General features: G+C 44.4%; 26 protein-coding genes and 4 tRNA genes. 12 read left to right on the top strand and 18 right to left on the bottom strand.

Features of this window, described 5'->3' with window-relative positions; all coding sequences use genetic code 11:
• Window positions 1-152: 152 nt before the first annotated feature.
• The 17 genes from GPLA_RS11970 to GPLA_RS12050 form a co-directional block, all read right to left on the bottom strand.
• Window positions 153-1,505, bottom strand: coding sequence for a beta-ketoacyl-ACP synthase (locus GPLA_RS11970; RefSeq protein WP_083882053.1), 1,353 nt, complete (start codon window positions 1,503-1,505; stop codon window positions 153-155).
• Entirely contained in the window at window positions 1,505-2,230 is a 726-nt protein-coding gene (locus GPLA_RS11975; protein WP_007105186.1) for a 3-ketoacyl-ACP reductase FabG2, read from the bottom strand. Before GPLA_RS11975 ends, GPLA_RS11970 begins: the two co-directional genes overlap by 1 nt.
• Window positions 2,230-2,679 (bottom strand): ApeP family dehydratase, encoded by a 450-nt coding sequence (locus tag GPLA_RS11980; RefSeq protein WP_007105187.1) that lies wholly within the window; start codon window positions 2,677-2,679, stop codon window positions 2,230-2,232. The genes GPLA_RS11975 and GPLA_RS11980 overlap by 1 nt, the downstream gene beginning before the upstream one ends.
• A complete protein-coding gene (locus GPLA_RS11985) occupies window positions 2,676-3,866 on the bottom strand; it encodes a beta-ketoacyl-[acyl-carrier-protein] synthase family protein (protein ID WP_007105188.1) in 1,191 nt (396 codons plus the stop codon). Before GPLA_RS11985 ends, GPLA_RS11980 begins: the two co-directional genes overlap by 4 nt.
• Window positions 3,863-4,411: a DUF3261 domain-containing protein gene (locus GPLA_RS11990; protein ID WP_007105189.1), complete on the bottom strand. Its 549-nt coding sequence runs from the start codon at window positions 4,409-4,411 to the stop codon at window positions 3,863-3,865. The genes GPLA_RS11985 and GPLA_RS11990 overlap by 4 nt, the downstream gene beginning before the upstream one ends.
• Window positions 4,396-5,631, bottom strand: coding sequence for an NAD(P)/FAD-dependent oxidoreductase (locus tag GPLA_RS11995; protein WP_007105190.1), 1,236 nt, complete (start codon window positions 5,629-5,631; stop codon window positions 4,396-4,398). The genes GPLA_RS11990 and GPLA_RS11995 overlap by 16 nt, the downstream gene beginning before the upstream one ends.
• A gap of 23 nt (window positions 5,632-5,654) precedes the next feature.
• On the bottom strand, window positions 5,655-7,961 hold the full coding sequence (locus GPLA_RS12000; protein ID WP_007105191.1) for an MMPL family transporter: 2,307 nt from the start codon (window positions 7,959-7,961) through the stop codon (window positions 5,655-5,657).
• Window positions 7,961-8,542, bottom strand: a complete 582-nt coding sequence (locus tag GPLA_RS12005; protein WP_007105192.1) for an outer membrane lipoprotein carrier protein LolA — start codon at window positions 8,540-8,542, stop codon at window positions 7,961-7,963. Before GPLA_RS12005 ends, GPLA_RS12000 begins: the two co-directional genes overlap by 1 nt.
• Window positions 8,539-8,946 (bottom strand): acyl-CoA thioesterase, encoded by a 408-nt coding sequence (locus tag GPLA_RS12010; RefSeq protein WP_007105193.1) that lies wholly within the window; start codon window positions 8,944-8,946, stop codon window positions 8,539-8,541. The genes GPLA_RS12005 and GPLA_RS12010 overlap by 4 nt, the downstream gene beginning before the upstream one ends.
• Before the next feature lie 87 nt (window positions 8,947-9,033).
• On the bottom strand, window positions 9,034-9,981 hold the full coding sequence (locus tag GPLA_RS12015) for an LpxL/LpxP family acyltransferase (RefSeq protein WP_040514629.1): 948 nt from the start codon (window positions 9,979-9,981) through the stop codon (window positions 9,034-9,036).
• Entirely contained in the window at window positions 9,982-10,728 is a 747-nt protein-coding gene (locus GPLA_RS12020) for a glycosyltransferase family 2 protein (protein WP_051997671.1), read from the bottom strand.
• Window positions 10,721-12,427: an AMP-binding protein gene (locus GPLA_RS12025; protein WP_007105196.1), complete on the bottom strand. Its 1,707-nt coding sequence runs from the start codon at window positions 12,425-12,427 to the stop codon at window positions 10,721-10,723. Before GPLA_RS12025 ends, GPLA_RS12020 begins: the two co-directional genes overlap by 8 nt.
• A 1-nt stretch (window position 12,428) precedes the next feature.
• Window positions 12,429-12,971, bottom strand: coding sequence for a COG4648 family protein (locus GPLA_RS12030; RefSeq protein WP_007105197.1), 543 nt, complete (start codon window positions 12,969-12,971; stop codon window positions 12,429-12,431).
• Between the two features lie 2 nt (window positions 12,972-12,973).
• Window positions 12,974-13,222, bottom strand: a complete 249-nt coding sequence (locus GPLA_RS12035; protein ID WP_007105198.1) for an acyl carrier protein — start codon at window positions 13,220-13,222, stop codon at window positions 12,974-12,976.
• Window positions 13,223-13,237: 15 nt separating this feature from the next.
• Window positions 13,238-13,468: a phosphopantetheine-binding protein gene (locus GPLA_RS12040; RefSeq protein WP_007105199.1), complete on the bottom strand. Its 231-nt coding sequence runs from the start codon at window positions 13,466-13,468 to the stop codon at window positions 13,238-13,240.
• A gap of 10 nt (window positions 13,469-13,478) precedes the next feature.
• The gene (locus GPLA_RS12045; protein WP_007105200.1) at window positions 13,479-14,261 is read right to left on the bottom strand and encodes a lysophospholipid acyltransferase family protein; all 783 of its coding nucleotides are present in this window, start codon (window positions 14,259-14,261) and stop codon (window positions 13,479-13,481) included.
• Window positions 14,251-14,991 (bottom strand): beta-ketoacyl synthase chain length factor, encoded by a 741-nt coding sequence (locus GPLA_RS12050; protein ID WP_040514633.1) that lies wholly within the window; start codon window positions 14,989-14,991, stop codon window positions 14,251-14,253. The genes GPLA_RS12045 and GPLA_RS12050 overlap by 11 nt, the downstream gene beginning before the upstream one ends.
• A 214-nt stretch (window positions 14,992-15,205) precedes the next feature.
• Between GPLA_RS12050 and GPLA_RS12055 the strand changes: the two genes are divergently transcribed.
• Complete coding sequence (locus tag GPLA_RS12055; protein WP_007105202.1) at window positions 15,206-15,646, top strand: hypothetical protein; 441 nt, start codon at window positions 15,206-15,208, stop codon at window positions 15,644-15,646.
• A gap of 85 nt (window positions 15,647-15,731) precedes the next feature.
• Window positions 15,732-16,262, top strand: coding sequence for a 4'-phosphopantetheinyl transferase family protein (locus GPLA_RS12060; protein ID WP_161601746.1), 531 nt, complete (start codon window positions 15,732-15,734; stop codon window positions 16,260-16,262).
• Between the two features lie 41 nt (window positions 16,263-16,303).
• Here the strand turns inward: GPLA_RS12060 and GPLA_RS12065 are convergent, their stop codons facing one another.
• Entirely contained in the window at window positions 16,304-17,248 is a 945-nt protein-coding gene (locus tag GPLA_RS12065; RefSeq protein ID WP_007105204.1) for a hydrogen peroxide-inducible genes activator, read from the bottom strand.
• A 137-nt stretch (window positions 17,249-17,385) separates the two neighbouring features.
• Between GPLA_RS12065 and GPLA_RS12070 the strand changes: the two genes are divergently transcribed.
• From GPLA_RS12070 to GPLA_RS22970, 10 genes are all read left to right on the top strand, one after another.
• Window positions 17,386-18,042 (top strand): carbonic anhydrase, encoded by a 657-nt coding sequence (locus GPLA_RS12070; RefSeq protein WP_007105205.1) that lies wholly within the window; start codon window positions 17,386-17,388, stop codon window positions 18,040-18,042.
• Window positions 18,043-18,065: 23 nt separating this feature from the next.
• Window positions 18,066-19,706 (top strand): SulP family inorganic anion transporter, encoded by a 1,641-nt coding sequence (locus GPLA_RS12075; RefSeq protein WP_007105206.1) that lies wholly within the window; start codon window positions 18,066-18,068, stop codon window positions 19,704-19,706.
• A 235-nt stretch (window positions 19,707-19,941) separates the two neighbouring features.
• A complete protein-coding gene (murB, locus tag GPLA_RS12080) occupies window positions 19,942-20,940 on the top strand; it encodes a UDP-N-acetylmuramate dehydrogenase (RefSeq protein WP_007105207.1) in 999 nt (332 codons plus the stop codon).
• On the top strand, window positions 20,937-21,923 hold the full coding sequence (birA, locus tag GPLA_RS12085; protein ID WP_007105208.1) for a bifunctional biotin--[acetyl-CoA-carboxylase] ligase/biotin operon repressor BirA: 987 nt from the start codon (window positions 20,937-20,939) through the stop codon (window positions 21,921-21,923). The genes murB and birA overlap by 4 nt, the downstream gene beginning before the upstream one ends.
• On the top strand, window positions 21,907-22,647 hold the full coding sequence (locus GPLA_RS12090; RefSeq protein ID WP_040514636.1) for a type III pantothenate kinase: 741 nt from the start codon (window positions 21,907-21,909) through the stop codon (window positions 22,645-22,647). Before birA ends, GPLA_RS12090 begins: the two co-directional genes overlap by 17 nt.
• Before the next feature lie 159 nt (window positions 22,648-22,806).
• Window positions 22,807-22,882, top strand: a tRNA-Thr gene (locus GPLA_RS12095).
• A gap of 7 nt (window positions 22,883-22,889) precedes the next feature.
• Window positions 22,890-22,974 (top strand) — tRNA-Tyr (locus GPLA_RS12100).
• Between the two features lie 32 nt (window positions 22,975-23,006).
• A tRNA-Gly gene (locus GPLA_RS12105) sits at window positions 23,007-23,080 on the top strand.
• 12 nt (window positions 23,081-23,092) lie between these two features.
• Window positions 23,093-23,168 (top strand) — tRNA-Thr (locus GPLA_RS12110).
• Window positions 23,169-23,229: 61 nt separating this feature from the next.
• On the top strand, window positions 23,230-23,518 hold a 289-nt coding region (locus tag GPLA_RS22970), incomplete at its 3' end, for a GTP-binding protein (protein ID WP_040513511.1).

A 23,518-nucleotide genomic window follows, 5' to 3' on the forward strand; every position in this document is an offset into this window, starting at 1 on the left:
GGGTGATTGGTATTACTGTGTCAGAGAGTGCTGTTAATTATTGCTCAGTGTGATTATTCAAGGGAAATGTTAGGTGGCTTTGAGATAAGTACATTAGATCACATGTTTATGCGGATTGGTATAATACCCACTCACACAAGGGGAACTCAAATTCAATTGTTTGCGTAAATCCTGAGGAGCAACCGATCCCTGGTGTTGCACCCCAGACATTCATCCAAGTCAATGTTTGTACTATGTATCGTCGATGTTGGTAGGATATTTATGATAGTGGATACAGCAAACATCTCGCTAGGCTTTATGTGGGATGTATTGAGGCCGCCAAATGCAAAATTATTACTCATGATATAGTCGATGTGTAACCTTCGGCCTTCTTCTTTAATATAATCCAGATCACCGCAATTTTCGTCCACGTTTTGCAGGTTTGCTGTGGGGTGAAACCAGTCATTGCGCATCATTTCGATGCCGACCCAAGCTTCTAACGCGCCACAAGCGCCAAGTGTGTGTCCTGTATAGCTTTTTAATGAGCTGATAGGTGTTTTGTTGCCAAAGACTGCGGCCGTGGCTTGGCTTTCAGCAATATCGCCTCGACTTGTGGCGGTACCGTGGGCGCTGACATAACCGATGTCTTCTGGGTTAATACCTGCGTCCTGCAAGGACAGTCTAATAACCTTTTCCATTGTCTCCGACGAAGGTTGAGTAATATGACTGCCGTCAGAGTTTGTGGCAAAACCAATGAGCTCAGCGTAGATCTCAGCACCACGCTCTATTGCATGTTCATACTCTTCCAGCACGAGTGTGCAAGCGCCCTCTCCAATAACCAACCCATCACGGGCACCATCGAAAGGTCTCGGCGTCAGATGGGGGGTTTCGTTCATTGTACTCGTTGCGTATAAGGTGTCGAACACGGCCGCTTCAGTTTCACATAGATGCTCGCAACCACCGGCTAGCATGACGGTTTGCTGACCAAATTTAATGGCCTCGTAAGCTTGACCTATTCCCATACTTGCTGAGGTGCAAGCACTTGACGTGGTATAAACACGGCCTTTGAGACCGAAATAGACACCAATATTTACTGGCGAGGTATGCGACATCATTTTGATATACGTGTTTGCGTTTAACCCGTCGCAATCGTCATGTAATAGCATATTGCCGAAGTCTGCAATGGCGTCAGTGTCTCCAGCAGAAGAGCCATAGGCGACCCCAGTCATACCGCTTTGTAATATGTCATGCCCGAGTAATCCTGCGTCAATTAATGCATTCTCAGTGCTGACGACGGCAAGTTGTGCCACACGTCCCATACTTCTAAGATCTTTGCGCGAATAATGTTTTGGGATCGTAAAGTTTTCCACTCGAGCACCGAGGCGGGTATTTAATCCTTCGTATTTATCCCATTCCGGCATCGCGACAATTCCTGTGTGACCGGATTGAAGTCGACTTAATATGTTTTCCCAATCATTTCCGATGGGCGAGAAGCCCGCAATTCCTGTTACAACAACTCTTTTCATTAATACATACCACCATTTACAGATATAACTTGTCGGGTGACATAACCGGCATCTTCGGACATTAAAAAGCTCACTGCCGCTGCGACTTCTTCTACTTTCCCCATTCGCTGCATGGGGATCATTTTCATCGCTTCGTCGAAATGTAAATCTTCCGTCATGTCTGTTTCGATAACACCAGGAGCAACACAGTTAACTGTGATTTTCCGTTTCGCTAACTCTACGGCTAAGGCTTTTGTTGCGCCAATAATACCTGCTTTTGAAGCACTATAATTGACTTGACCTCGATTGCCCATTTCTCCAGATACAGAAGAAAGGGTCACTATGCGGCCCGGTTTTCTGCGTCTGATCATAGGCATGATAATAGGGTGTAACACATTATAAAAACCGTCTAAATTTGTGTGTATTACCGAATCCCACTCATCTTCGGTGATGGCAGGAAATGCATTGTCTCGGGCGATAGCGGCATTGCATACGACACCATAATAAGCACCGTGTTCTTCAACATCATGCTCTAGTATGTCTCGAGTTTGTTCTCTGTTTGCAATATCAAAACACAGAAGCCTAGTACTTCTGCCAATGGCTTTTATTTCTTCCAACGTTTGTTCAGCGAGAGTTGTGTTACCTCGGCAGTGCACAACAATATCAAATCCTTGGTTGGCTAATCTAAGGGCTATCGCTTTTCCGATCCCTCGGCTCGACCCAGTCACTAAAACAGTCTGTGTCATTACAGTACTCCATTTAAAAATTCGTCTGCATCAGCAGGCTGAAAAACATTTAATCTAGCTGACGCTTCGAAACCATTTCCCTTTAAGCATCCTTGAAAGACGTGAAGGCCGTTATCGGCTTCCATTTCTAATTCAACTTCTAAGGTTATGCGACTGCCGATTGGAAAATAGTCAATAGATGACTCATAGCGTCGAATACCAAGCAAAAAACCCAGCTTCGGCTTTTCGCCTGTCCGGCGCATCTTGCTGCCAGAGTAGGCTGCAACCGCTTGAGCTAAATATTCAATGCCTACAGTGGCAGATACGCCTCTATCTTCAATGAATATAGAGTGCTCGGTAATAAGGACGCTAGCGTGCAACCAACCTTCTCCATAATCGAGAACGTGATCTAGCAAACTCATATCGCCAGAATGGGGCACAAAATCACGTAGGTTTAGGTGTTCGCTCATTGGATCCGCCCGAAAATAAGTGAGATGTTATTACCACCAAACGCAAATGAATTACTGAGTACGGTATTGATTTGGACCTTGTTGTCAGAAAGCAGGGAGGCTAAATTTAGGCTAGGTAATTGTGGATCTCGCTGTCCGTCCCATAAATGTGGAGGAACAAACTGCGAGCTAGAAGTGTTATCTAGCATCATCCAGCAAATTCCCGCCTCAATTGCCCCTGCAGCACCTAGCGTGTGCCCTGTAAAGGGTTTGGTAGAACTGCATAAAGTGTTGTTAGTAAAAACATGAGCTATTGCCCTTGATTCCATTTGATCGTTTAATTCGGTGGCTGTGCCGTGTAGGTTGATATAGTCAATATTTTCAGCACACACATTTGCATCTTTCAGTGATTCTTGCATGCATTTTATTGCCCCTTTGCCGTTAGGCTCAGGTGCTGATATATGGTGGGCATCGCTGCTCTCGCCACTACCTATAAGCTCGACGCCACAGCAGTGTTGGCTAACAAGGAATAATGCGGCTCCCTCACCTATGTTGATGCCATTGCGGTTAGCGCTAAAAGGATTACAGCGGTCAGTACTGATTGCTTGTAGGGAACTAAAGCCTTGAACAGTCAATTGGCAAAGTGTATCAACACCGCCTGCAACAACGGCATCACATAATCCTGCTTGAAGTAATCTGCGTGCTGTTGCCAATGCTTTGGCACCAGACGAGCAGGCAGTGGAAATACCGTAAGTGGGACCTGTCGCCCCTAATTCATTTGCTATGAACTGGGCTGGAGCACCCATTTCTTGAAGCCCATAGTCATAGCTTTCCGGCACAACTGACGTCGTTAGCCACTTTTCTATCGCACGCTCGCTTTCATTAATGCCGGATGTGCTTGTGCCAATAATGACCGCTACACGGTGCGCTCCGTATTGCTTTATTGCGCTATCTATTTGTGGGCGTATTTGTTCTAAAGCAGCAAGTGCCATACGATTATTACGGCTATTCCATTTTTTATCGCTGGTAGGGATATTGGGTAAGTCATCAGTCACCTTACCCAAGGGGAATGAGGTACCCTTATGGTAAGTATCAGAAGGGGTTAGGTTCACCTTACCGGTATGCATATTATCTTTGATTTGTTGCACTGAACTGCCGGCAGCGCAAACTATGCCCATGGCATTTAAATAACAGTGATTCTTTTTCACAACCTTTTATGCTCCAAGGTCTCAACCTTAACGTTATATTGGTGAGGATAATTTGTTAGGTGCAGCGTGTTTTGATTCACAAAATCCACGCGTAATGTATTCTTTCCATTTAACGTCAAAAGTCGGAATTTTTTTGTCTCTTCTATTTGCCAATTCCCTGAAGCGTTATACGTTTCATGCAAAATATCGCTTGGCCACAACGCAAACTGCAACATGCTTAACATCTCTTCAGCTGGCAGCTCAACATTCGCCAAGTTTTGCTTTGACAGGGTTTGACCATCGTAATTGATAGAATAAAGAGATTGCCCTGTTGGTAGCAAGGCTCTAAGTTTTATTCCAGCATACTCAACTTTTAATACAACAAGTACCTGACTGACATTACCTTTGGTGTACAGCGAGAGTTTCTGTTGATAAAGTGCAGGTTTGGGGCCACTTTTCGGCGCAAGCAAATGCAAAGAAAATTTCTTTAGTGGTGCCTGACTCATTGAGCTACATGCGTTTACCGCCATAAGCAGTGCGGTGACTAATATTAATCGTTTTGACATAACTCAGCCAATGTCGATAATCGAGCCGGATTTTTTACATAAGGATTTTCGATATCCCAAGCATAGCCCGCAAGAATTGAGCTGATCATACGGGTAATACTCGCACTTTTTTTCTTCGAAAAAACCACATTTTGAAAGCGTTGGTCGTACCAACCTTCCACAAACTCTTTGAATGTCTTCACTCCAGTTTTTAAAGGCTCTGAATATTCGCGTTCCCAATCAGGTTGCTCTCCTGATAATTGTTTATGCACTGCCTTGGCAGCAAGGCTTGCTGATGTCATCGCGATTGTCACACCAGAGGAAAATATAGGGTCCAAAAACTCCCCCGCATTACCCAGTAATGCATAATTTTCGCCATATAATCGGGTGACATCACAAGAGTAACTGCCTAACGCTCTCACTTGGGAATCATATTTTGCTTTCGCTAGAATATGCGCCAGCTTGCCACCTTGAGAAACTAACGTTTGTAATTGCTCGAGCGGACTACCTTGTATTTTACTCAACAGTTCAGTGGGGGCCACCACGCCTAAAGATGCTCTACCATTGCTAAAAGGGATGAGCCAATACCACACCTCATGGTGTTGCGGATGAACCGTAATAAGTATTTTATTACGATCGTAATCAGGTTCGTCAATATTGTCTTGGATGTGGGTAAAAATTGATTGTCTAGGCGTTAGGGAGGATGCTTGTTCTAGGTTTAGCAGTTTGGGCAACACGCGACCAAACCCACTGGCATCAAGCACGAACTTTGCTTGTACTTGATAGCGCTCACCCGTATCTGTTTGTACCGACAACTGCCTTTCTCCATTTACTGAGTCACAGGCAATGACACTATGCCCGTAACGCAGCACAACGCCTTGCTTCTGCGCCTCGTCAGCAAGTATTTTATCAAAGCTATCTCGTTGAACCTGAAAAGTGGTTCCCCAACCGGCTGAAAATTTCTCTCTGAAATCAAAATATTCGTACTCTTCTCCTCGACTAAATGCAGCGCCGTTTTTATGTTGGAAGGTTGATGCTTGCACCGCTTCGAGCATGCCAGCTTGCTCTAAATAGGTCATACATTGAGGGAGTAAGCTCTCCCCAATTGAAAACCGAGGGAAGTGCTGCTTTTCTAGCACTAATATACGGTGACCTTTTTTATTCAATAACGAAGATGATACTGCTCCTGCAGGACCTGCACCGATAACGACAACGTCGAATTGTTCGATTTGATCACTCAATGATATGTCACTCCAAAACTTTATTATTTATCGTGTTTACACATGCTGGGAGTCATTAGCCAAACCAACGAGAGGCCTATTAATACCGTTAAGCCAAAATGGTGTAGCACCGGTGTTTGACTCCATGTTAAAAGGCCAAAAGCGAGTAGACTGGTTAAGCTAGATAAAGTGACAGCTAGCCATGTTTGTGGATTACTTGCTGACTCAGTCATAAAAATTCCCATGTCCAAACCAATCCCTAGTACCAGTATCAAGCCCAATAAATGGAATATATTGACGCCTCCCTCGATCAGGGTTACTGCGGCAAGCGCAAATAAAGAAGCCAGAATCGGGGGGGCGATAACCCGCCATACTCCCATTCTATATCGCCACGTGAGTAACAATAGCACTGCCATATATGCGGCGAACACGAGCTGACTGATCTGAATACGATAGGTTTGTAAAACGTTCGATATATTTGCTACTTGGTCGATTAACTGAATATTAGGGCGTGTCGAAATGATATCTTCCAGGCTGTTTTTAGCCTCGTTATTTAGATACCCGGTGAAGCGTACAATGGTAGCGCTACTATCTACGTCATCAGTCACTAGCAAATCTTGCCAGCCTTCATTTACTTCCATTTTTTGCCACTGCTTGACACTCAATTGATTCACTTGAGCAGCTTCAAACGCCAATATTGCTTTTTGTTGTTGGGCTTCATTTAGGCCTAATTTGGAATATAGCGATTGCAATTTTGCTCGGTAGAGCTGTGCCACTAATTGATAATTTTCAAGCTGTACTGGCGTAGACGATAAATGCTCTGATAGAGCCTGAAAAGGGGGGATCTTATTCATATTTACAAGGGGTATGAGCTGCTCGGTCAAGAGTTGTTCGTTTTGTAGACACATATCTAATGAATCACACGTGAGCAAAACAAATTGCGTACTGTTGCTGGTACCAAGCATTTGTTGTATTCGATTCTCTTGTTTTAACAACGAAGGGGGAGAGGTTTGCAGTAAACGCACATCATCCTGAGGATTGCCGTTGGCAATCACAAACACAGAACCAGACACAAAAAAGAGTAAAAGCGTTAAGGTTGCCAAGTTCATTTTAAATCGAGGCACTTCGGTCCGCCAAGCATTCAGCGTTGTGGCTAGCGGTATGGGGCTTTCGCTGCTTCTTTGCGTAAGCACAGGTAACAGAAATACCACAGTGAGCCAAGAGGATATAAGACCGACGACAGAGAACACGGCCATTTGCTGCAATCCTGGAAAGGGCGCGAATATTTGCACAGCATAGGCCAGCACACTGGATATTAACCCCAGCACTAAACTGGGGAGAATAGATGACAGTCCCTTTTGGGCTGAATTGTATCGTCTTTCACAAATATAATGCAGGGCATAATCTATTGATACCCCAACTAAGCCAGCACCAAAGGCCAACGTGATCAAGTGCACTTTACCAAATATCAAGATAGTCACGGCAATTGCGGTGATGCAGCCTATGGCCACAGGTATAAGCATTAAAATAATTGGCTTTACGTGTCGAAAAACCATGAGTAACACAATAGTAATACCAAGTAATGAACCAATACCGATGGTGGATATTTCGCTTTTAGCCTGTTGCGCCCCCGCATCTGCATGCAAAATCATTCCTGATGCGTGCAAAGTAAGGTCTTCATCGTTAAGCCACTGCTGTTGTTTTTTAAGCGCATCTATAATGGACTTTTGCACATCTAACGAATAGGGATCGCCGCTTAACGTGACCAAGAGCAAGTAAGTCGGCTGCTTGGTATCTTTGACCTTTAAAAAAGACTGCGCGAACTGAACGTTCACGTCGGATTTTTGTTGCTGACGTAATTGTGTAAAGAAACCGAAAGGATCTTCGATAAGATCAATTTTATCCGCCGATAACGGGCTATACAATTTCGCTAATGTACGCTGCTCAAATTGGTCAAACTGACCACTGCGCAATGCTTGTCGGCTTTTGTTATCAAGCAGCGCAAAACGATAAGGAAATAACTGTTGGTGAAACCTTGCCAAATAGTCATCATCCACTCGCCATTGTACTTTTGTCACGTGTTCTAGTGATTGGAATGCCTCAGCTATGCCTGATAATTCACCTTGTACTTGAACATCACTTGCGCCACTGAGCAAAAGCAACATTCGATTTGAAAAGCCTGCAGAGGTCTTGTCTATTGCCCTCTGTACCATGGGTTGCTGCTGAGAGTGAGGCAGTAGCGACATAATGCTTGAGTCAAACGTAGGGGCTTGATGAAATGCACAAAAATATAATGATGCCAGCAATGCGAGCCATACAGGCAGTGCCAGCTTTTTCAGCGTGGGTGTCACTACTCGTGTCTCAAATCTTTAAACGTGATGTCGGTGTAATCGCCGTTGTTTTCTATAAACTTGAGATGACGAAGGTATGCATCACCCTGTAGTTCTATTTTGCTAACGGCCTGCGAAATTGCGCTATCTTTAGGGATTAAAACCACTTGCCATTGGCCGTCATCAATTTGACCGCTTAGGGTAAAGTACACTTCCAGTTGTTGCCACTGTGACGTTAACACCGAAAAGAAAATATCACTCAGCACACTGACCACTGGATTTGAATCCGCCTGTAAATGCATAACCTGAGTGTTGCCTTGCACGCTAGTGATACTTTGTGGGGTCATAGTGATTTTGTTTTCTATAGGTGCAAGAGTGTGCCAGTTAACAGATTGGTTTTTGGTGTAATCAAACTCGCCAGATGATGCGAGTTGCATATCAAAATCTGCCAAATACTTTTGTTGGCTAAACTGGCCAGATAAACTTCCTGGTGACAACGTAAGTTGATTTAACGCCACAACATCAAATTGAGTAAAAGGTTGAGCAGAAGATTGAGCAGAATATAAGAAGGGCACAAATACCAATAGCCATAAGTATTTCATGGCCGAATTCCCAGCTTGTCAAATAATACCCGAGGTGACTCAAACAGCATTTCTTTATTTTGAATATCAACGGCTACTTGGGTAGTGGTTGCTTTGGTTAATCGTTTGCCAGACTCTTTGTCGACAATCTGATAAGCAATTTTCAAGCGGTTTTCCCATTCTACAATCTTGGATTTTACAATCACCTGTTGCCCGAAATTTAGCGGTGAGGCATAACGAATATGTAAATCAATCACGGGCCAAGCGTAACCTGACGCTTCCATCTCTGGAAAGTTATACGCGATTTTATCGAGTAATTCGCAACGGGCGATTTCGAGATATTTTACATAATGACCATGCCAAGCTATGCGCATCACATCAATGTCGTGAAACGGTATAACGATTTTAGTTTCTGCTTCTACCATTTATGTTGCTTCCGTTGAATCTGTAACCTGTTAATCAAATGTCGAGCATCTGTAACGAGCTCGAAGTAAATATGCACTTTTAGCGGTTTACATTTTGGTCTTTTTAAGTGATGGATTATCTGTGCTTTTATGCCAAAAAGAGAAAAAGTTATACCATTGCAAAGGGGCTTCCATGCAATAGTGCTCTAACCGCCGCGCATATTTTTGGATGCTAATGTCTAATTCTTGTTGGCGAGTTTTACGGGAGAATATTAAACGCTCCGAAAATAGCTCTACGTATATTGCATATTTGTTCTGTTGTTTGAGGCAGAATAATAAATACACAGGGCATTTCAATAAACTCGCTAAAATGAACGCCCCTTGAGGTAAAGGCGCCTTGTGGCCTAAAAATGATACGTTCGAAATTCGTCCTGCATGTTCAGGTGTTCGGTCGCCAGCGATAACGATAAGCTCACCATTTTCTATACGCTCAGACAGCATCATCGCGGTCGCAGGAGAAAGCTCGTTTACTTGAAGGAGCTCGGCATGCGTATTACTGTCGAGTTGATTCATCAATGAATTGAATTTTTCAGCGTGCTGGGTATTGACGAGGATGGTCAGTTTTACCTCTGCAAGTTTTTGGCGCAGAGCATTACAAACTTCAATATTGCCTAAATGGGAAACAAGGATAAGTGCGCCACGTTTCGATGAGCTGATGCCTTCTACGACCGAGGGTGTTTTAAACTCGATACTGGATAAATCAAGCTTTCCCATCCAAACCAGTAGCTTATCGAGCAGCATATCTCCGAACTGTAGAAAATGCCTGAACGAGCTCGGTTGCTTCTCGCCCGCTAAATAAGGCTTGAGATATGACAAATACTGTTTTGACGCCTCACGGGCAGGCTTATTACTCAGGTAGTAGTAGGCCATCACGGGAAAGAGGACAAGGTTGAATATGGTTCTACCAAAGATTTGGTAAACTAATAGCAGAGTTTTTATACCTAACACAGTGCCGTTTTCTTGGATCTTGCTCCAGTGTGGTTGTGTTTTATTCATTTAAAACTTCTGCCATAGCAAGCGAGGCAAGCGTATTAACATGCCAAAGAACAAACGTGTATGCATCCAACTGATGAGTACATTGTCATGGAGTAACTTGAAGTGAGATACGCCATCAGCAGGATAGTTAACCCTGGTCTGTACGTTCACAATGTGGCCGTTTCGCCAGCGCCACCGAACAATAACTTCAGGATCGAAATCCATTCTATTTCCACAGGGTTCGGCTTCTAGCAACGTCACCATTTTATGCACTGGGTAGAGTCTAAAACCACACATGCTGTCTTTAATGGTGAAAGACAGTGTGTTGATCCATACCCAGACATGGGTCAAGTAACGCCCATATAGTCGGCCATTAGAAATGGTCTCATCGTATTGTGGATATCCCGCAATGAGCGCTTCAGGTTTCGCTCGGCCTTGGTCAATAAACTCAGGAATGTCAGCCAAATTATGTTGTCCGTCTGCATCCACTTGCAAACCATGGCTCATCCCCATTGTACGCAGTTTTTTTAATCCAGCTTTTACGGCTGCACCTTTACCACCATTGCTAGGTAGGCGTAACAGGGTAACTCTATCAGTATGTTTTTCGGCTAATGCCTGAAGCACTTCTGCACATGATTGATCACTGCCATCATCTACCAACAAAACATTAAAGCCATATTCAAGAACGTCAGCAAGTGTGTGTTCAATAGCATGTTCATGATTGTACACAGGGATCAGGATCCCGGGCTTAAAACTAGCATTAGTCAAAGCAAATTCGCCCACTGGAATGTACGCCTTTTTCTGATTGAAAAGAAAACGATACCTGTTGTTTAGCTGGGTTGAATGTTATTTGAATATCTATATTTTCATTGGGTTGAATTACCTGCGAAAACTTGATGACTTCTAAACGATAAAAGCGGTTCAGATTAGCAAAGTGGGCGATGGCCAACTTATGCGCCCAATGCACTTGAGCGACACCAGGTAATATAGGTGCTTTATCAAAATGACCTTTGAAATATCGAATTTCTGCAGGGATATGACAGTTGATTCTTACGCTGTTCTCGTCTTGTACTCGCGTGTTAATGGTGGGCCACTTTAAGTCGGCTGGACAGTTTACAATGTGCTGCAAAGAGGCCTGCGTCAACTTCCCTTGTTTGTTGTAGGGTAAAGCATCAACGAAACGCCAGCGTCTGGGGATAACGATAGTTTCCAGGCTGTTAGACAGTAACGAGCGTAGCGTCGCGATGATGGGTTTTCTACCTTGCAACAACAACGCTTGCTCACCCTCGTCATTAAAGGCGAGAACAATCGCGATTTCAGTACGCTTGCGTGTCACTATCAGTGCTTTGCTTTCTTTAACCCAGGCATGTGCATTTAGCAGCGTTTCTATGCCGGTTAGTGACACCCGTTTCCCTTCAATTTTTACTATGGTATCCACGCGTCCCTTTAGGGCAAATCGACCTAGTGGATGCATGTCGATTCGGTCGCTAAGTGCAAAGGATTTTCCACCTTCGATAAAAGAGGAGGTAATATGTACTTGTTCATCGTCGCTCTGAGTCAGCACAACGCTAGGCAATAGCTGCCATAACTCACTGTGAGCCTCTACGGACTGATTACGCCAAGCAATCACGCCAGTTTCTGAACTACCGTAAATTTCCCATAAAGATGTGTTCAATAAATGACTCAAGCGAATGGCGTGGGATTTTTCGAGGGGCGCTGCGGCGGAAAATATATTCACGCATTGCCCAGCGAGTGCTTGCCAGTCAAGCAGGGTATTGATTCGGCTAATATGCGATGGGCTAGAAACGAGAACAAAACGGTTTTGTTTACGTGCGACATTGAATACATCTTCTGTGTATTCACAGATATCACAATAGACTGGCTGCGCCGCACAAAATGGGCGCAGTAAACGGAAGATTAATCCGTACAGATGCTGGTGGCTAACGGTCGACAGCACTACGGCGTCGGCTTGTGCCGGCCATTGGTTTTGCAGACAATGTATCTCATTGTCTAACTGCTCAAGCGTCTTAATGATCGCCTTTGGCGCGCCACTTGAGCCCGATGTGTACAGTTCAACTGCAATCTGCTGAGGATTGAGTTCGCGCCAGGAATCCATGTGCGCGGTTGCTAGCGGACGAGTGATATCTGCGGGTTGAATGGCATTGGGTAACTCACCGATAAAACCATCTACTTGGTGACACAAGCGCTCAAGAGTGGCAGGCTTATCGTCACCGGGTATACAGGCTGATTTATGCGTATACCACAGCGCATAAATGATAGCCAAAAATTCATAGGGGTCAGAATGATAAACGGCCCAGCGTTTACCTGAATACTGGGATAAAGTGTGTTTCCAGACGCTTACCCTAGCTACAAACATACTAGTCGTATGCTGTTCGTCACGATTAATGGCGACGACGCAGTCAGGTTGTAACACCATCCAGTTGGACAAAGAAATAGGAGACGACATGCTAGGCCTTTCTTACTTTTAATCTTATTAGCCACTCGCTAGCAGCCAATATTCCCATTAACACATAAGCAATTAACCCGTTATACAGCAACCAAATTTCATCGGTTGCAAACAAAGCGGTTAAGCAGGAAATTGTACCGTTGATGATGAAAAACACACTCCAAGCCAAGGTGACGTTTCGTGTGTAGATAATGGCATCAGGTGGTAAATCTGGCTCTTTCATTCGCGCTACTTTTTCGACGAAGCTTACCGGTGTAAACAGGCTGCTTGCGAATAAAATGAAAAAACCTAAATTCATCATAACAGGATAGAACTTTAGCCCTACCTGATGCCCCGCTAAGATGATGATGCTAAATAAACTTAATACGGTGAACAGCACTACTTTTTGTTCAGACTTCTGCTTTAGGGACAGCCAGCGTAAGGACAAAATGATCAATACTAGGGGCAATATCCATTTGGCCTCAAATCGTTGCAATCCCCAATAAACGATAAATGGGTAGCTAATGCTCAAAAGAATGACGAGCAGCGTAAAAAGTTTTTTCATACTTACTTAGCGAGCAAATTATCTACCTGAACGACTACATCGTTAACGGTTCTTACGGTTTTGAAATCTTCAGGCTTAATTTTAATCCCCGTCATTTTTCTGAGCTCTACAACTAAGTCAACGGCATCAATACTATCGATATCCAGATCTTCATATAAATTAGATTCAGGTTTGATGGTGGTTGGGTCTATCTCAAATAGCTCTTCAAAAAGGGCTACGACTTTTTGAAATGTTTCGTCCGATTTATTCATAATGGGGTGCTTACTTTATAAGGTTCTATGGCTTTGCACTAATTTAGCCAACGCATTCACATTGGCAAAATGGGCTCTTGTTTCTTCTGAATTGGAGTCAAGCTTAATGCCATAATGTTTTTGTAGCGCTAAACCGATCTCTAAGGCATCGATAGAATCTAAACCTAAACCATCCACAAACAATGGTGCTTCGTTGTCAATGTCATCGGCATCAATATCTTCTAAATCCAGACACTCGATAATCATTGTTTTTAATTCATTTTGTAACGCTGTCACTTACCCCGACCTCAGTATGAAAATACGTAGTTAAATACTCAGTTAATGTTCGCGCACCTATGATGCTGCTCGTTTCTTGTTTAAAGTTCTGTATGTCTATTTTTGAATTCGCAGTGATCGTAAAGTGCATCTTGCGTGACGGAATATGATACCACTTGTGCTGCTTGGTCAAAGAGATAGGCTCGCAACTAATGATAACCGGCGTGATGTCCACATCAGCACGCACGGCTATATTCGCCGCGCCTCTTTTTAACTTATTTGGTTGGCCTGGTACACTTCTCGTCCCTTCGGGGAAAACAATCATCACCTGGCCTTTGTGAAACACCTTTTGAGCGTCCACTATCACTTCATCAGCAGGTCCGTTATTGATTGTGTACCCTGCTGCGCGTATTGCCCCGCGCATAAATGGATTTCTAGTCAGTGCGCCTTTTACCACGCAGTTTGCGTTTGGTATTAGTGCAATAAGAAAGACCACATCAAGCAAAGTTGGGTGGTTTGCTAACACCAATTCTGCCTCACGGAGCTGCTTCATGCCATGCACTTCATAGGTTAACACCCCCATAACGCGCATTAATTGAATAAAAGTAGCAAACGAGAAATGAATGAATTTTTGCCCCCGAGCTTCTCGCGCCAGTGCATTACCAGGCATACAAGCCAATATAGGCACCACAATAATAGGAATGATAATGCCGCCTAGGCCAAAGACAAAAAAGCTTAATGCGGTGGCAAACCAGCGCCAGGCGAACGCCATTTTAGCAAACATGCTGTGTCTGCTTTTTTAACGTCCAAGCTGTTCCATTATTGCTACAGGTAAATGTGCCTGAATCGCTGAGTAGAAAGGCGACAAATGCTCTTAATTCTGATTCATAGGCAGTGGAACGTTCGGCACTGCTCAAAGGGGGGGAGTATTCGAAACTAAGTGAATCGCCGCGTTCTCGGCTAAATACTATTGCAATTGCGTAAGGGAAATCAGTTGATTGGCTATACGGACGGTAAAGCTCAGGTAATTGGGAATCATAAATAACGCATAACACCCGCTCAGACGTTTGCAATTGACTCAGAGTTTCAAACAATGCACTGGCAATATGGCCTCGCATCGCAGATATTGCGGTGACGGCAGATTCATTCTTCGTTGCTATGGTATATAAACCACTGATTGCATTGTGTACTGCTAGGCTAAAACCTGTTGGCGACATGTCGTCTTGTCTGCCGATCCCTTCGAGTAATGACAGTGTTAAATGTGTGTCGCCATGTTGCGACGCAAAAACGCAGGGGATATTCTGATTGTCTAAGTTGAGCAGGCCGATGGCCCCCATAGCAGACTTACCTAACGCATTGAATCGTCGGCGCAACATCATGGGAATGTGCTTAAGGTCTACGTTGAGCGTGCTGTCTTTCATCGAAAATGAATCCGAAATCCAGTCCTGCCAATCAGATTTGCTTTCAAGAGACGGTGCTACTGCAGTCCATGCCTCCAACTTGAATGCTACCAAAACAACTCCGCTACGATAATAACCGCTTAATATTAAAATGCGTCTGCATTTTACGTCACTGACTTATTATTGCAATAAAGGTAGAAATTATTATCAATACTAAACGGTTGACGGATAATTTTTTTGTATTTACTCTGCTGTCGCACGCCTTTAAATATGGGCATAGTGCATGGAGTAATCAACCGATTGGACTTAAAAAGGAGTAGTGAAAAGAATGAAATTAACAGCAGTCATGGCAGGTGTAGGACTATTATTTTTTGTCCTACCGAGCGTGGCAAAAGATGTGATGCATATGTCTCCGATTGAAGACGCCATGCAGTCTGATGTCTATAAAAATCGTTTAGACCCAAATATTGCGCTTTATTTTGGTGAGCAAAGCCATGGTAATGTGGTAAAAAGTTTGGGTAGTTTTCCTACCAACAAAAAGACTAACGCGTTTAATAAAACGGACATTGAAGCTTGTGAGTGGGTGCTGCTATCAGCGTTATTAACCTTACAAGAGCGTGCCCGAAAAGAAGGTGGTAATGCGGTGATCAATATCGCGAGCTACTATAAGAAAAATACTGTTGTCAGCGATACCCAATACGAGTGCCATACGGGCACTTTCATCGCAGGTGTTGCGCTTATGGGTGAAGTGGTAACGCTTGCCGATTAAATATCGTTGCTTTACGCATTTCCAACTTTGGCAAATGAACGTTGGAAATGAATCCTTGGAGATGGAGTCAACGGTGCNCCCTTTTTTGAGTGATTCAGAAGTAAAGCGCCTCAGACGTATCTCTAATCCTAGAAGAAGACGAGAGTACTTGCTCAGCAGAGCGGTCATCCGCCAGGCCCTAACGCAGATTTTTGCGCTCCCTCTTAATGACTGGGAAATTACCGAACGTGATAATGCACTGCCTAGCATTACCAATCTACCCAGCCCCGTTTTTTATAGCTTGTCCCATAGTGACAGCGAGATTAATTTTGTGTTGGCAGATAGAGCAATTGGGATTGATGTAGAAGTCATTAAGCCTAGAAAGAACCTATGTGAATTAGCCCAACAGTTTATGCACCCTGACGAGCTTACTAGCCTTGGCACGCCTGCTGATGTGTGGTTTTTTTATCGGACATGGAGTGCAAAAGAGGCGTATTTCAAGGCGCTTTCTTGTGAAGAGCAGGTATCAACTGTGCTTTCGGATGTGCCGATTTGGACCGTGTTGCATAAAGACACTTGGCAACAAACAGATCTCACAGACGAACAATTTTCTCGTATTGTCGTGGTTCAATCTTAACGGGTTGAAACATTGCCCAGCAAAGAAGGTGCGCGCTGCAACTAAGGTGTGCTGACCTCTACTACATGACTCAAGCGTGCCTTTATAATCCTTCTGAAACGATCGGCTAGCTCTCGAAAAAATACTCTTGAGGGTGACGTATTTCGCCACGCGAGGGCGTGTTGACGCAAAATGGGTTTATTTTTAATTTCACAGACATGAAGAGACTCAGGCACGTGCATTTCTGAGTGCACATATAAGCCAGGTAGAAAAGCCGCACCCATGCCCATAACCACCATTTGCCTTAAGGTATCTAAGCTAGTTCCTTCGTAATCCCGCTGTAATTCTGCGCCTAATTCGTTGCAAATATCCAGTACTTGATGATGAAAATGGTGCTTGTCTTCGAGTGTTAGGATCCTTTGGCCTTTTAGGTGCTTAGGCTCTATCAGTAAGTCTTTACTCATGGGGTGCTCGCTAGAAAGTACTAATTTCAACGGTTCAGTAAAGAGTGGCTCAACTACGAAGTCGTTGGGTAGACCTGCCAACGGCGAAATTATCAAGTCGTAGTCACCCTTGTATAGACCCGTATGCAACTCACTAGGGGCAGACTCGCGCACATAGAACTTCAACTTATCGTAAAGCTGGTGCAATTGGGGCAATACAAAGGGCAGTAGGTAAGGGCCAAGTGTGGGAGGAATACCCAATTTGAAGGTGGTTTTAGGGCCTTGCGCTAACTCTCTAGCAACACTTTGAAACTCTGTCATCGTTTGTAGGAGTTGCTCGGCATGCTTTAATAATTCTCTGCCATCGGGGGAGAGCATAGTGCCGTTACGTGTTCGCTCGAACAGCTTCAGCCCCAGTCCTTCCTCAAGTTTAATGATTTGATTCGTCAATGTTGGTTGACTGATATGCAGCTGATAAGACGCCCGTCTGAAATTGAGTGTGTGGGCAACTGCAACAAAATATTTTAACTGTTTTAACGATGGTTGAGGTTGTAACTGCGGCATGGTTAGGTGTCTAAATGTGTCTCTGATAGTTAGATGCTATCACGAGCCGGTGTATTTTTCTATAAAGCTATCAGGCAACATAGGTATCAGTTTATTGTGGTAACGGTTTTTACCGTTTTTAACATTAGGAGTGTGTCATGGATCATGTGATCTCAGGTGTAGCAAAGTTTCAACGAGATGTTTTTCCAAAAAATAAAGAAGTCTTCAAAAAGCTAGCGACGAGTCAAAATCCAGAAGTGTTATTCATTACGTGCTCTGATTCACGCATTGACCCAAATATGGTCACACAAACGGGCCCCGGCGATTTATTTATATGCCGAAATGCAGGTAATGTTGTTCCCCCTCACAGTAATCAAACGGGTGGTATGACAGCGTCTATTGAATTTGCTGTGGCGGCCTTAGGTGTTGAGCATATTGTTATTTGTGGTCATACCGACTGCGGCGCAATGAAAGGGGCATTAGCGCCTGAAGCGCTAGATGAACTGCCTCACGTAAAAGAGTGGCTAGGCCATTGCCGAGGAGCAACTGAAGTGGTTAAGCATAAGCATGGCAGCGTAGGTAGTGAGCATCTTGAAGAAGTCACCAAGGAAAATGTTTTACTTCAAATACAACATCTTAAAACGCATCCCTCTGTTGCAGGCCGTTTAGCCTGTAAAGAAGTGCAAATCCATGGTTGGGTTTACAATATCGAGACAGGTGAGGTTCTTTGTTACGACGCTGCAAGTGAAAGCTTCAAGCCGATGGAAGAGTGTTACACCAGCGATACCGCATTCAAAACGGCCGTTGGCCTATAACAACCCCCAGGATATTGAATTAAATGAAAATTGATTTTTCAAATTTACGAGGTGATGTAACCGGCGGTATTACTGCCGGCATTGTTGCCTTGCCACTGGCATTGGCACTCGGCGTTGCTTCTGGATTAGGTCCATTAGCTGGCTTGTATGGTGCTATTGCAGTGGGCTTTTTTGCCGCTTTATTTGGTGGTACTCCTTCACAAATTTCAGGCCCCACAGGGCCGATGATCGTTGTACTTGCCGGCTTGTTTGCAAGTTTGTCTGGCAATGTTGAGCTTATATTTACCGCCGTTATTTTGGCTGGTATTTTACAAGTCATATTCGGCGTGCTTGGCGTAGGTCAATATATTCGCTTGGTACCTTACCCTGTAATCTCTGGTTTCATGACCGGGATTGGCGCAATCATTATTATTTTACAGTTCGGTCGATTACTTGGACATGAGCCTCCTGGCGGAACCTTAGGTGCCTTGTCATATTTGCCCCACGCTATTGCTAATATCAATTTTGTCACGCTTGCGCTGGGTGGCCTTACGTTGGCTATCGCCTATTACTGGCCTGCAAAATTAGGTAAGTACATGCCTAGCGCACTTGCTGCGTTGATCATTGGTACGCTTGTTAGTTTCGCTGTCACTAGTGTGCCTGTTCTTGGTGCCATACCAAGTGGTCTACCTAGCTTGCATCTACCTGTGTTTGAACAGAGCCATTTTTGGCTTGTATTAGAAGCGGCATTTATTCTTGCGGTGTTAGGTGCAATTGATAGCCTGTTGACCTCGCTTGTTGCTGACAACATGACCAGAACGCGCCATGAAAGTAATAAAGAGCTAATCGGCCAAGGTATAGGTAACACAGTTGCTGGTTTGTTTGGCGGTATCGCTGGTGCTGGTGCAACCATGCGTACAGTCGTTAATATTCGCTCAGGCGGTAAAACTCGACTGTCCGGAATGATCCACGCTTTGGTGCTGCTAGCAGTTGTATTAGGTTTGAGCCCACTCGCTGCAAATATTCCACACGCTGTATTGGCGGGTATTTTGGTTAAAGTAGGATTAGACATTATCGATTGGCGTTACATTAAGCGCGCGCACAATGGCCCTCGTTGGGACTTCGCTTTGATGTTACTCGTCCTTGGTTTGACCGTCTTTGTCGACTTGATAACGGCTGTTGGTGTGGGTGTCGTTTTGGCTGCCTTAGCTTATGTACGTCAAATCGCACAGATCCAAATTGAGCAACTGCGTGCTATCCCGCAAATGTCTAATGATCCCCAAGAGCAAGCATTACTTGAACAGGGTCACGGTAAAGTAAACGTATTTAACTTCTCTGGTCCATTGAGTTTCGGAGCGGCTGCTGATTTAGGGCACCACGTGCGTCAACAGGTTGAGCCTGGTTCAGAAGTGCTCATTCTTGATTTTTCTCGTGTACCAGCAATGGATGTATCCGCAGCTATGGCTGTTGATACCATCGCTTCTGATACACGTGCAGCAGGTAAGTTATTATATATCTGCGGTATGAATGAAGAAGTCAAAGAAGTGCTCATTGCCATTAACGGCAGTACCCTCGCGGACTTTGAAAGCGATACCTTGCTTGTCGCGCTAGCTGCAGCGGTTAAAGCAATCGATGGGCAGCCTACGTTAAAAATAACAGAAAACTCCCAACCTATAGTAAATTAATGCTATTTAGCCGCCTCAAGTAGGCGGCTTTATTGTTGCTGCACATATATACTTGCCTTACTGCGTACTCAAAAAAACTGAGTTACGTATTCTTAGTGTTTAATCGAGTCAACGACTAGGCTGGATAAAGTGTGCATTTGGTTTGAGTTGCTCTTCGGCTGAAAATTGTAATCTCGTCTTTGTTTTCATTCCTCCCTTGGCTAGAATAGCGCAAAATTGCCAATGGGTTGTTCTATTGAAATCTCTGCAACACTTACACACCTTTGCTCTGCCCGCGAGCAGTAAAAATGTGCTCAATATCGACAGCATTCACACCGCCCATGATTTCATCGCGCACAATAATAAGCATTCCTTTTATTTATTGGGGCAGGGCAGCAATACCGCCTTTATCGAAGATTACCAAGGCACGGTGATTAAGATGGCACTAAAGGGAATTGAGTTACATGATGATGACTTGTGTCACACCCTTGAAGTGGCCGCCGGTGAAAGCTGGCATGAACTTGTTCTTTGGTGTCTGCAGCACGATATAAAAGGCTTTGAGAATCTTGCCCTTATTCCAGGTACTGTCGGCGCTGCGCCAATTCAAAATATTGGCGCGTATGGCGTAGAAGTCGGAGGGTTTATTCAGTCTGTGCAATATATAGATTATGCCGATAATAAACTGTATAGCATTGATGGGAAGGACTGCGAATTTGCCTATCGGGACAGTGTTTTCAAGCATGCTTTGTGGCAAAGAGCAATGATCGTCAGTGTGACATTTTCCCTTACCAAGCACTGGCAACCGGTATTGACCTATGGGGAGCTAGCAGCACTTCGTAATCCTAGTGCTAAGCAAATATTTGATAAAGTGGTTGCGGTGAGACAGGCAAAATTACCCGATCCTAAGGTGTTGGGTAACGCAGGCAGCTTTTTCAAAAATCCGGTATTAACGCTTCAGGCATTTGGCCTGCTGCAAAAAGATTGGCCAACCGTCCCTCATTATGCAACTGACGCAGGACAGGTAAAAGTGCCTGCCGCTTGGTTAATTGACCAGCTCGGCTTCAAAGGGCAACAAGAAGGGGATATCCGTTGTCACCCTCAGCAAGCACTGGTGCTGACCAATCTTGGGCGAGGCACTGGGCAGCAACTTTTGATATTGGCACGGCGTATAAAACAAGCCGTTGCCGATCAGTTCAACATTGATCTGGAGCACGAAGTACAACTCATTGGCGCCAAGGGCAAGATTTTACTATGAAACACGGCACAAACAAACAAACCGATACCATTCGTAATCATATTGTTCATGCTTTGGCGAACGGTCAGTTTTGTTCTGGAGAAGCACTAGGGGAACAACTAGGGATCTCACGGGCGGCAGTCTCTAAATATATTAAGGCGCTGGGTGAACTGGGCCTCAATATATTCAGTGTCACAGGAAAGGGTTATCGACTGGCGGAGCCTATTCAACTGCTTGATGGTGAAGCGATCGCCTTGCATTGCCAACGCTTTGATACCAAGCAACTTAAGTTACTGAATGTTATCGACTCGACTAATCAGTATCTCAAAGACCGTATCAGTACTTTAACTAGCGGCGATGTATGTCTCGCTGAAGCACAAACTGCAGGTCGAGGACGACGCGGGCGAACGTGGGTCTCTCCTTATGGTGCGAGTCTATACTTGTCGCAGTTCTGGCAATTTGCTGGGGGCTATCAATCTATTGGTGGTTTGAGCCTTGCGGTTGGTGTTGCCATTACCCAGGCTCTGGAGAAAGCTGGCTACCAAGGTATAGAGCTTAAATGGCCAAATGATATTTATGCGAGAGGCAAAAAATTAGCTGGCGTCTTAATTGAAGTCGAGGGACAAATGGGCAGCGCCTGTGACTGCATTATAGGTGTAGGGCTAAATATGGCGCTTGATTTAGGCAGTGAGCAAATCGACCAGCCTTGGATTGATTTAACGACGTTAAACCCAGATGGGTTTGACCGCAATCGGATCAGCGCTTTGTTGCTGGACGAGTTGACGCACTGTGCAGACGTTTTTAGTCAATCTGGGCTTGCCTCGTTTTTGGATACCTGGCGTGAGCGAAACGTTTTTCGTGATAAACCCATTACTCTTATTATTGGTAATAGAACCGTGCAGGGTATTTGTAAAGGGATAGATGCTACTGGGGCGCTCTTACTGCAACAAGAAAATGGTGTTCATGCATACAACGGTGGAGAAATCAGTGTTAGAGCAAACTAAGGTTTTATTATTGGATGTGGGTAACAGCTATATAAAGAGCATGACCGTTAGGGAAAGCGATCCCGTATTTAACCAGCCATTAGTGATATCTCGTAGTAATAGCATAGAGACCTTAAAAGATACGATTAGACAATGTCATCGTGTGATTGTGGCCGCAGTGGGGCATGGAGCGCAGGTTGCTCAGCTTGCCTGCTTATGCAAAGAACTGAATGTCCCGTTAACCTTAGTGAAAACACAAGCCCGTGCGTTTGGTATGCAATGCGCTTATGAAAACTATGCCACTTTAGGTGTTGATCGTTGGCTCGCTATTCTAGCTGGGCGGCGTTTGAGTCGAACTGACACCTATGCGGTAATCGATTTAGGGACGGCTAATACATGCGATTTGGTTTCCGGTTTTAACCATTTAGGTGGGTGGATAAGCCCTGGGTTTAGTTTAATGCGTGACAGTTTGATAAAAAATACTGAATTAGTGTTTGCTAATGATGTGTTCCCCGACGAATTATTGCTCGGTAAACAGACTGTTGATTGCGTCAATATGGGATGTGTTGCCGGGGTACAGGGATTTATTTATGCAGCGGAACAGCAAATAGCGACAATAAGTAATGAATATTCATTGATCATCACAGGGGGCGGGCAAGGTTTTGTGAAAAAAAATACAGCTAACCATCTCTATTTTCATGAAAATTTAGTTTTATTTGGTTTACTCGAATATTTAGTTGCCTAATCTGAGATTATTTATATGTTGAAAAAACACTCAATCCGTCAATTAAAGGGTAATTTAGCTGTAATTTTAAGCAAACAACACAAAAAATAGATTTTTTTAATAATTGCCTATTGCACGATGGTAAATGTTGCTCTAATATCCGCACCCACTTGATGACGTGCCGACTTAGCTCAGTTGGTAGAGCAACTGACTTGTAATCAGTAGGTCACCAGTTCGACTCCGGTAGTCGGCACCATCAATCTGGAGGGGTACCCAAGCGGTCAACGGGATCAGACTGTAAATCTGACGGCTCAGCCTTCGCAGGTTCGAATCCTGCCCCCTCCACCACTTTTTACTTGATATGTATGAGAGTAGAATGTGCGGACGTCGTATAGTGGTAATACCTTAGCCTTCCAAGCTAAAGCTGCGAGTTCGATTCTCGCCGTCCGCTCCATTTTGTGAAAATGCTGATATGGCTCAGTTGGTAGAGCGCACCCTTGGTAAGGGTGAGGTCGGCAGTTCGAATCTGCCTATCAGCACCACTCTTCTCATCCCATCTCAATAATAATTTTTTCTTGATGTATATTTGCTGAGGAATAGACAATGGCAAAAGCAAAGTTTGAACGTACTAAACCGCATGTAAACGTCGGTACTATCGGCCACGTTGACCACGGTAAAACAACATTAACAGCTGCAATCACTACTGTACTAGCAAAAACGTACGGCGGTTCTGCATCTGCATTCGATCAAATCGATAACGCTCCTGAAGAGCGTGAGCGCGGTATCACTATTTCAACGTCTCACGTTGAATACGATACACCTGCTCGTCACTACGCACACGTTGACTGTCCTGGACACGCCGATTATGTTAAAAACATGATCACCGGTGCGG

The sequence above is a fragment of the Paraglaciecola polaris LMG 21857 genome (assembly GCF_000315055.1).
Taxonomy (GTDB): Bacteria; Pseudomonadota; Gammaproteobacteria; order Enterobacterales; family Alteromonadaceae; genus Paraglaciecola; species Paraglaciecola polaris.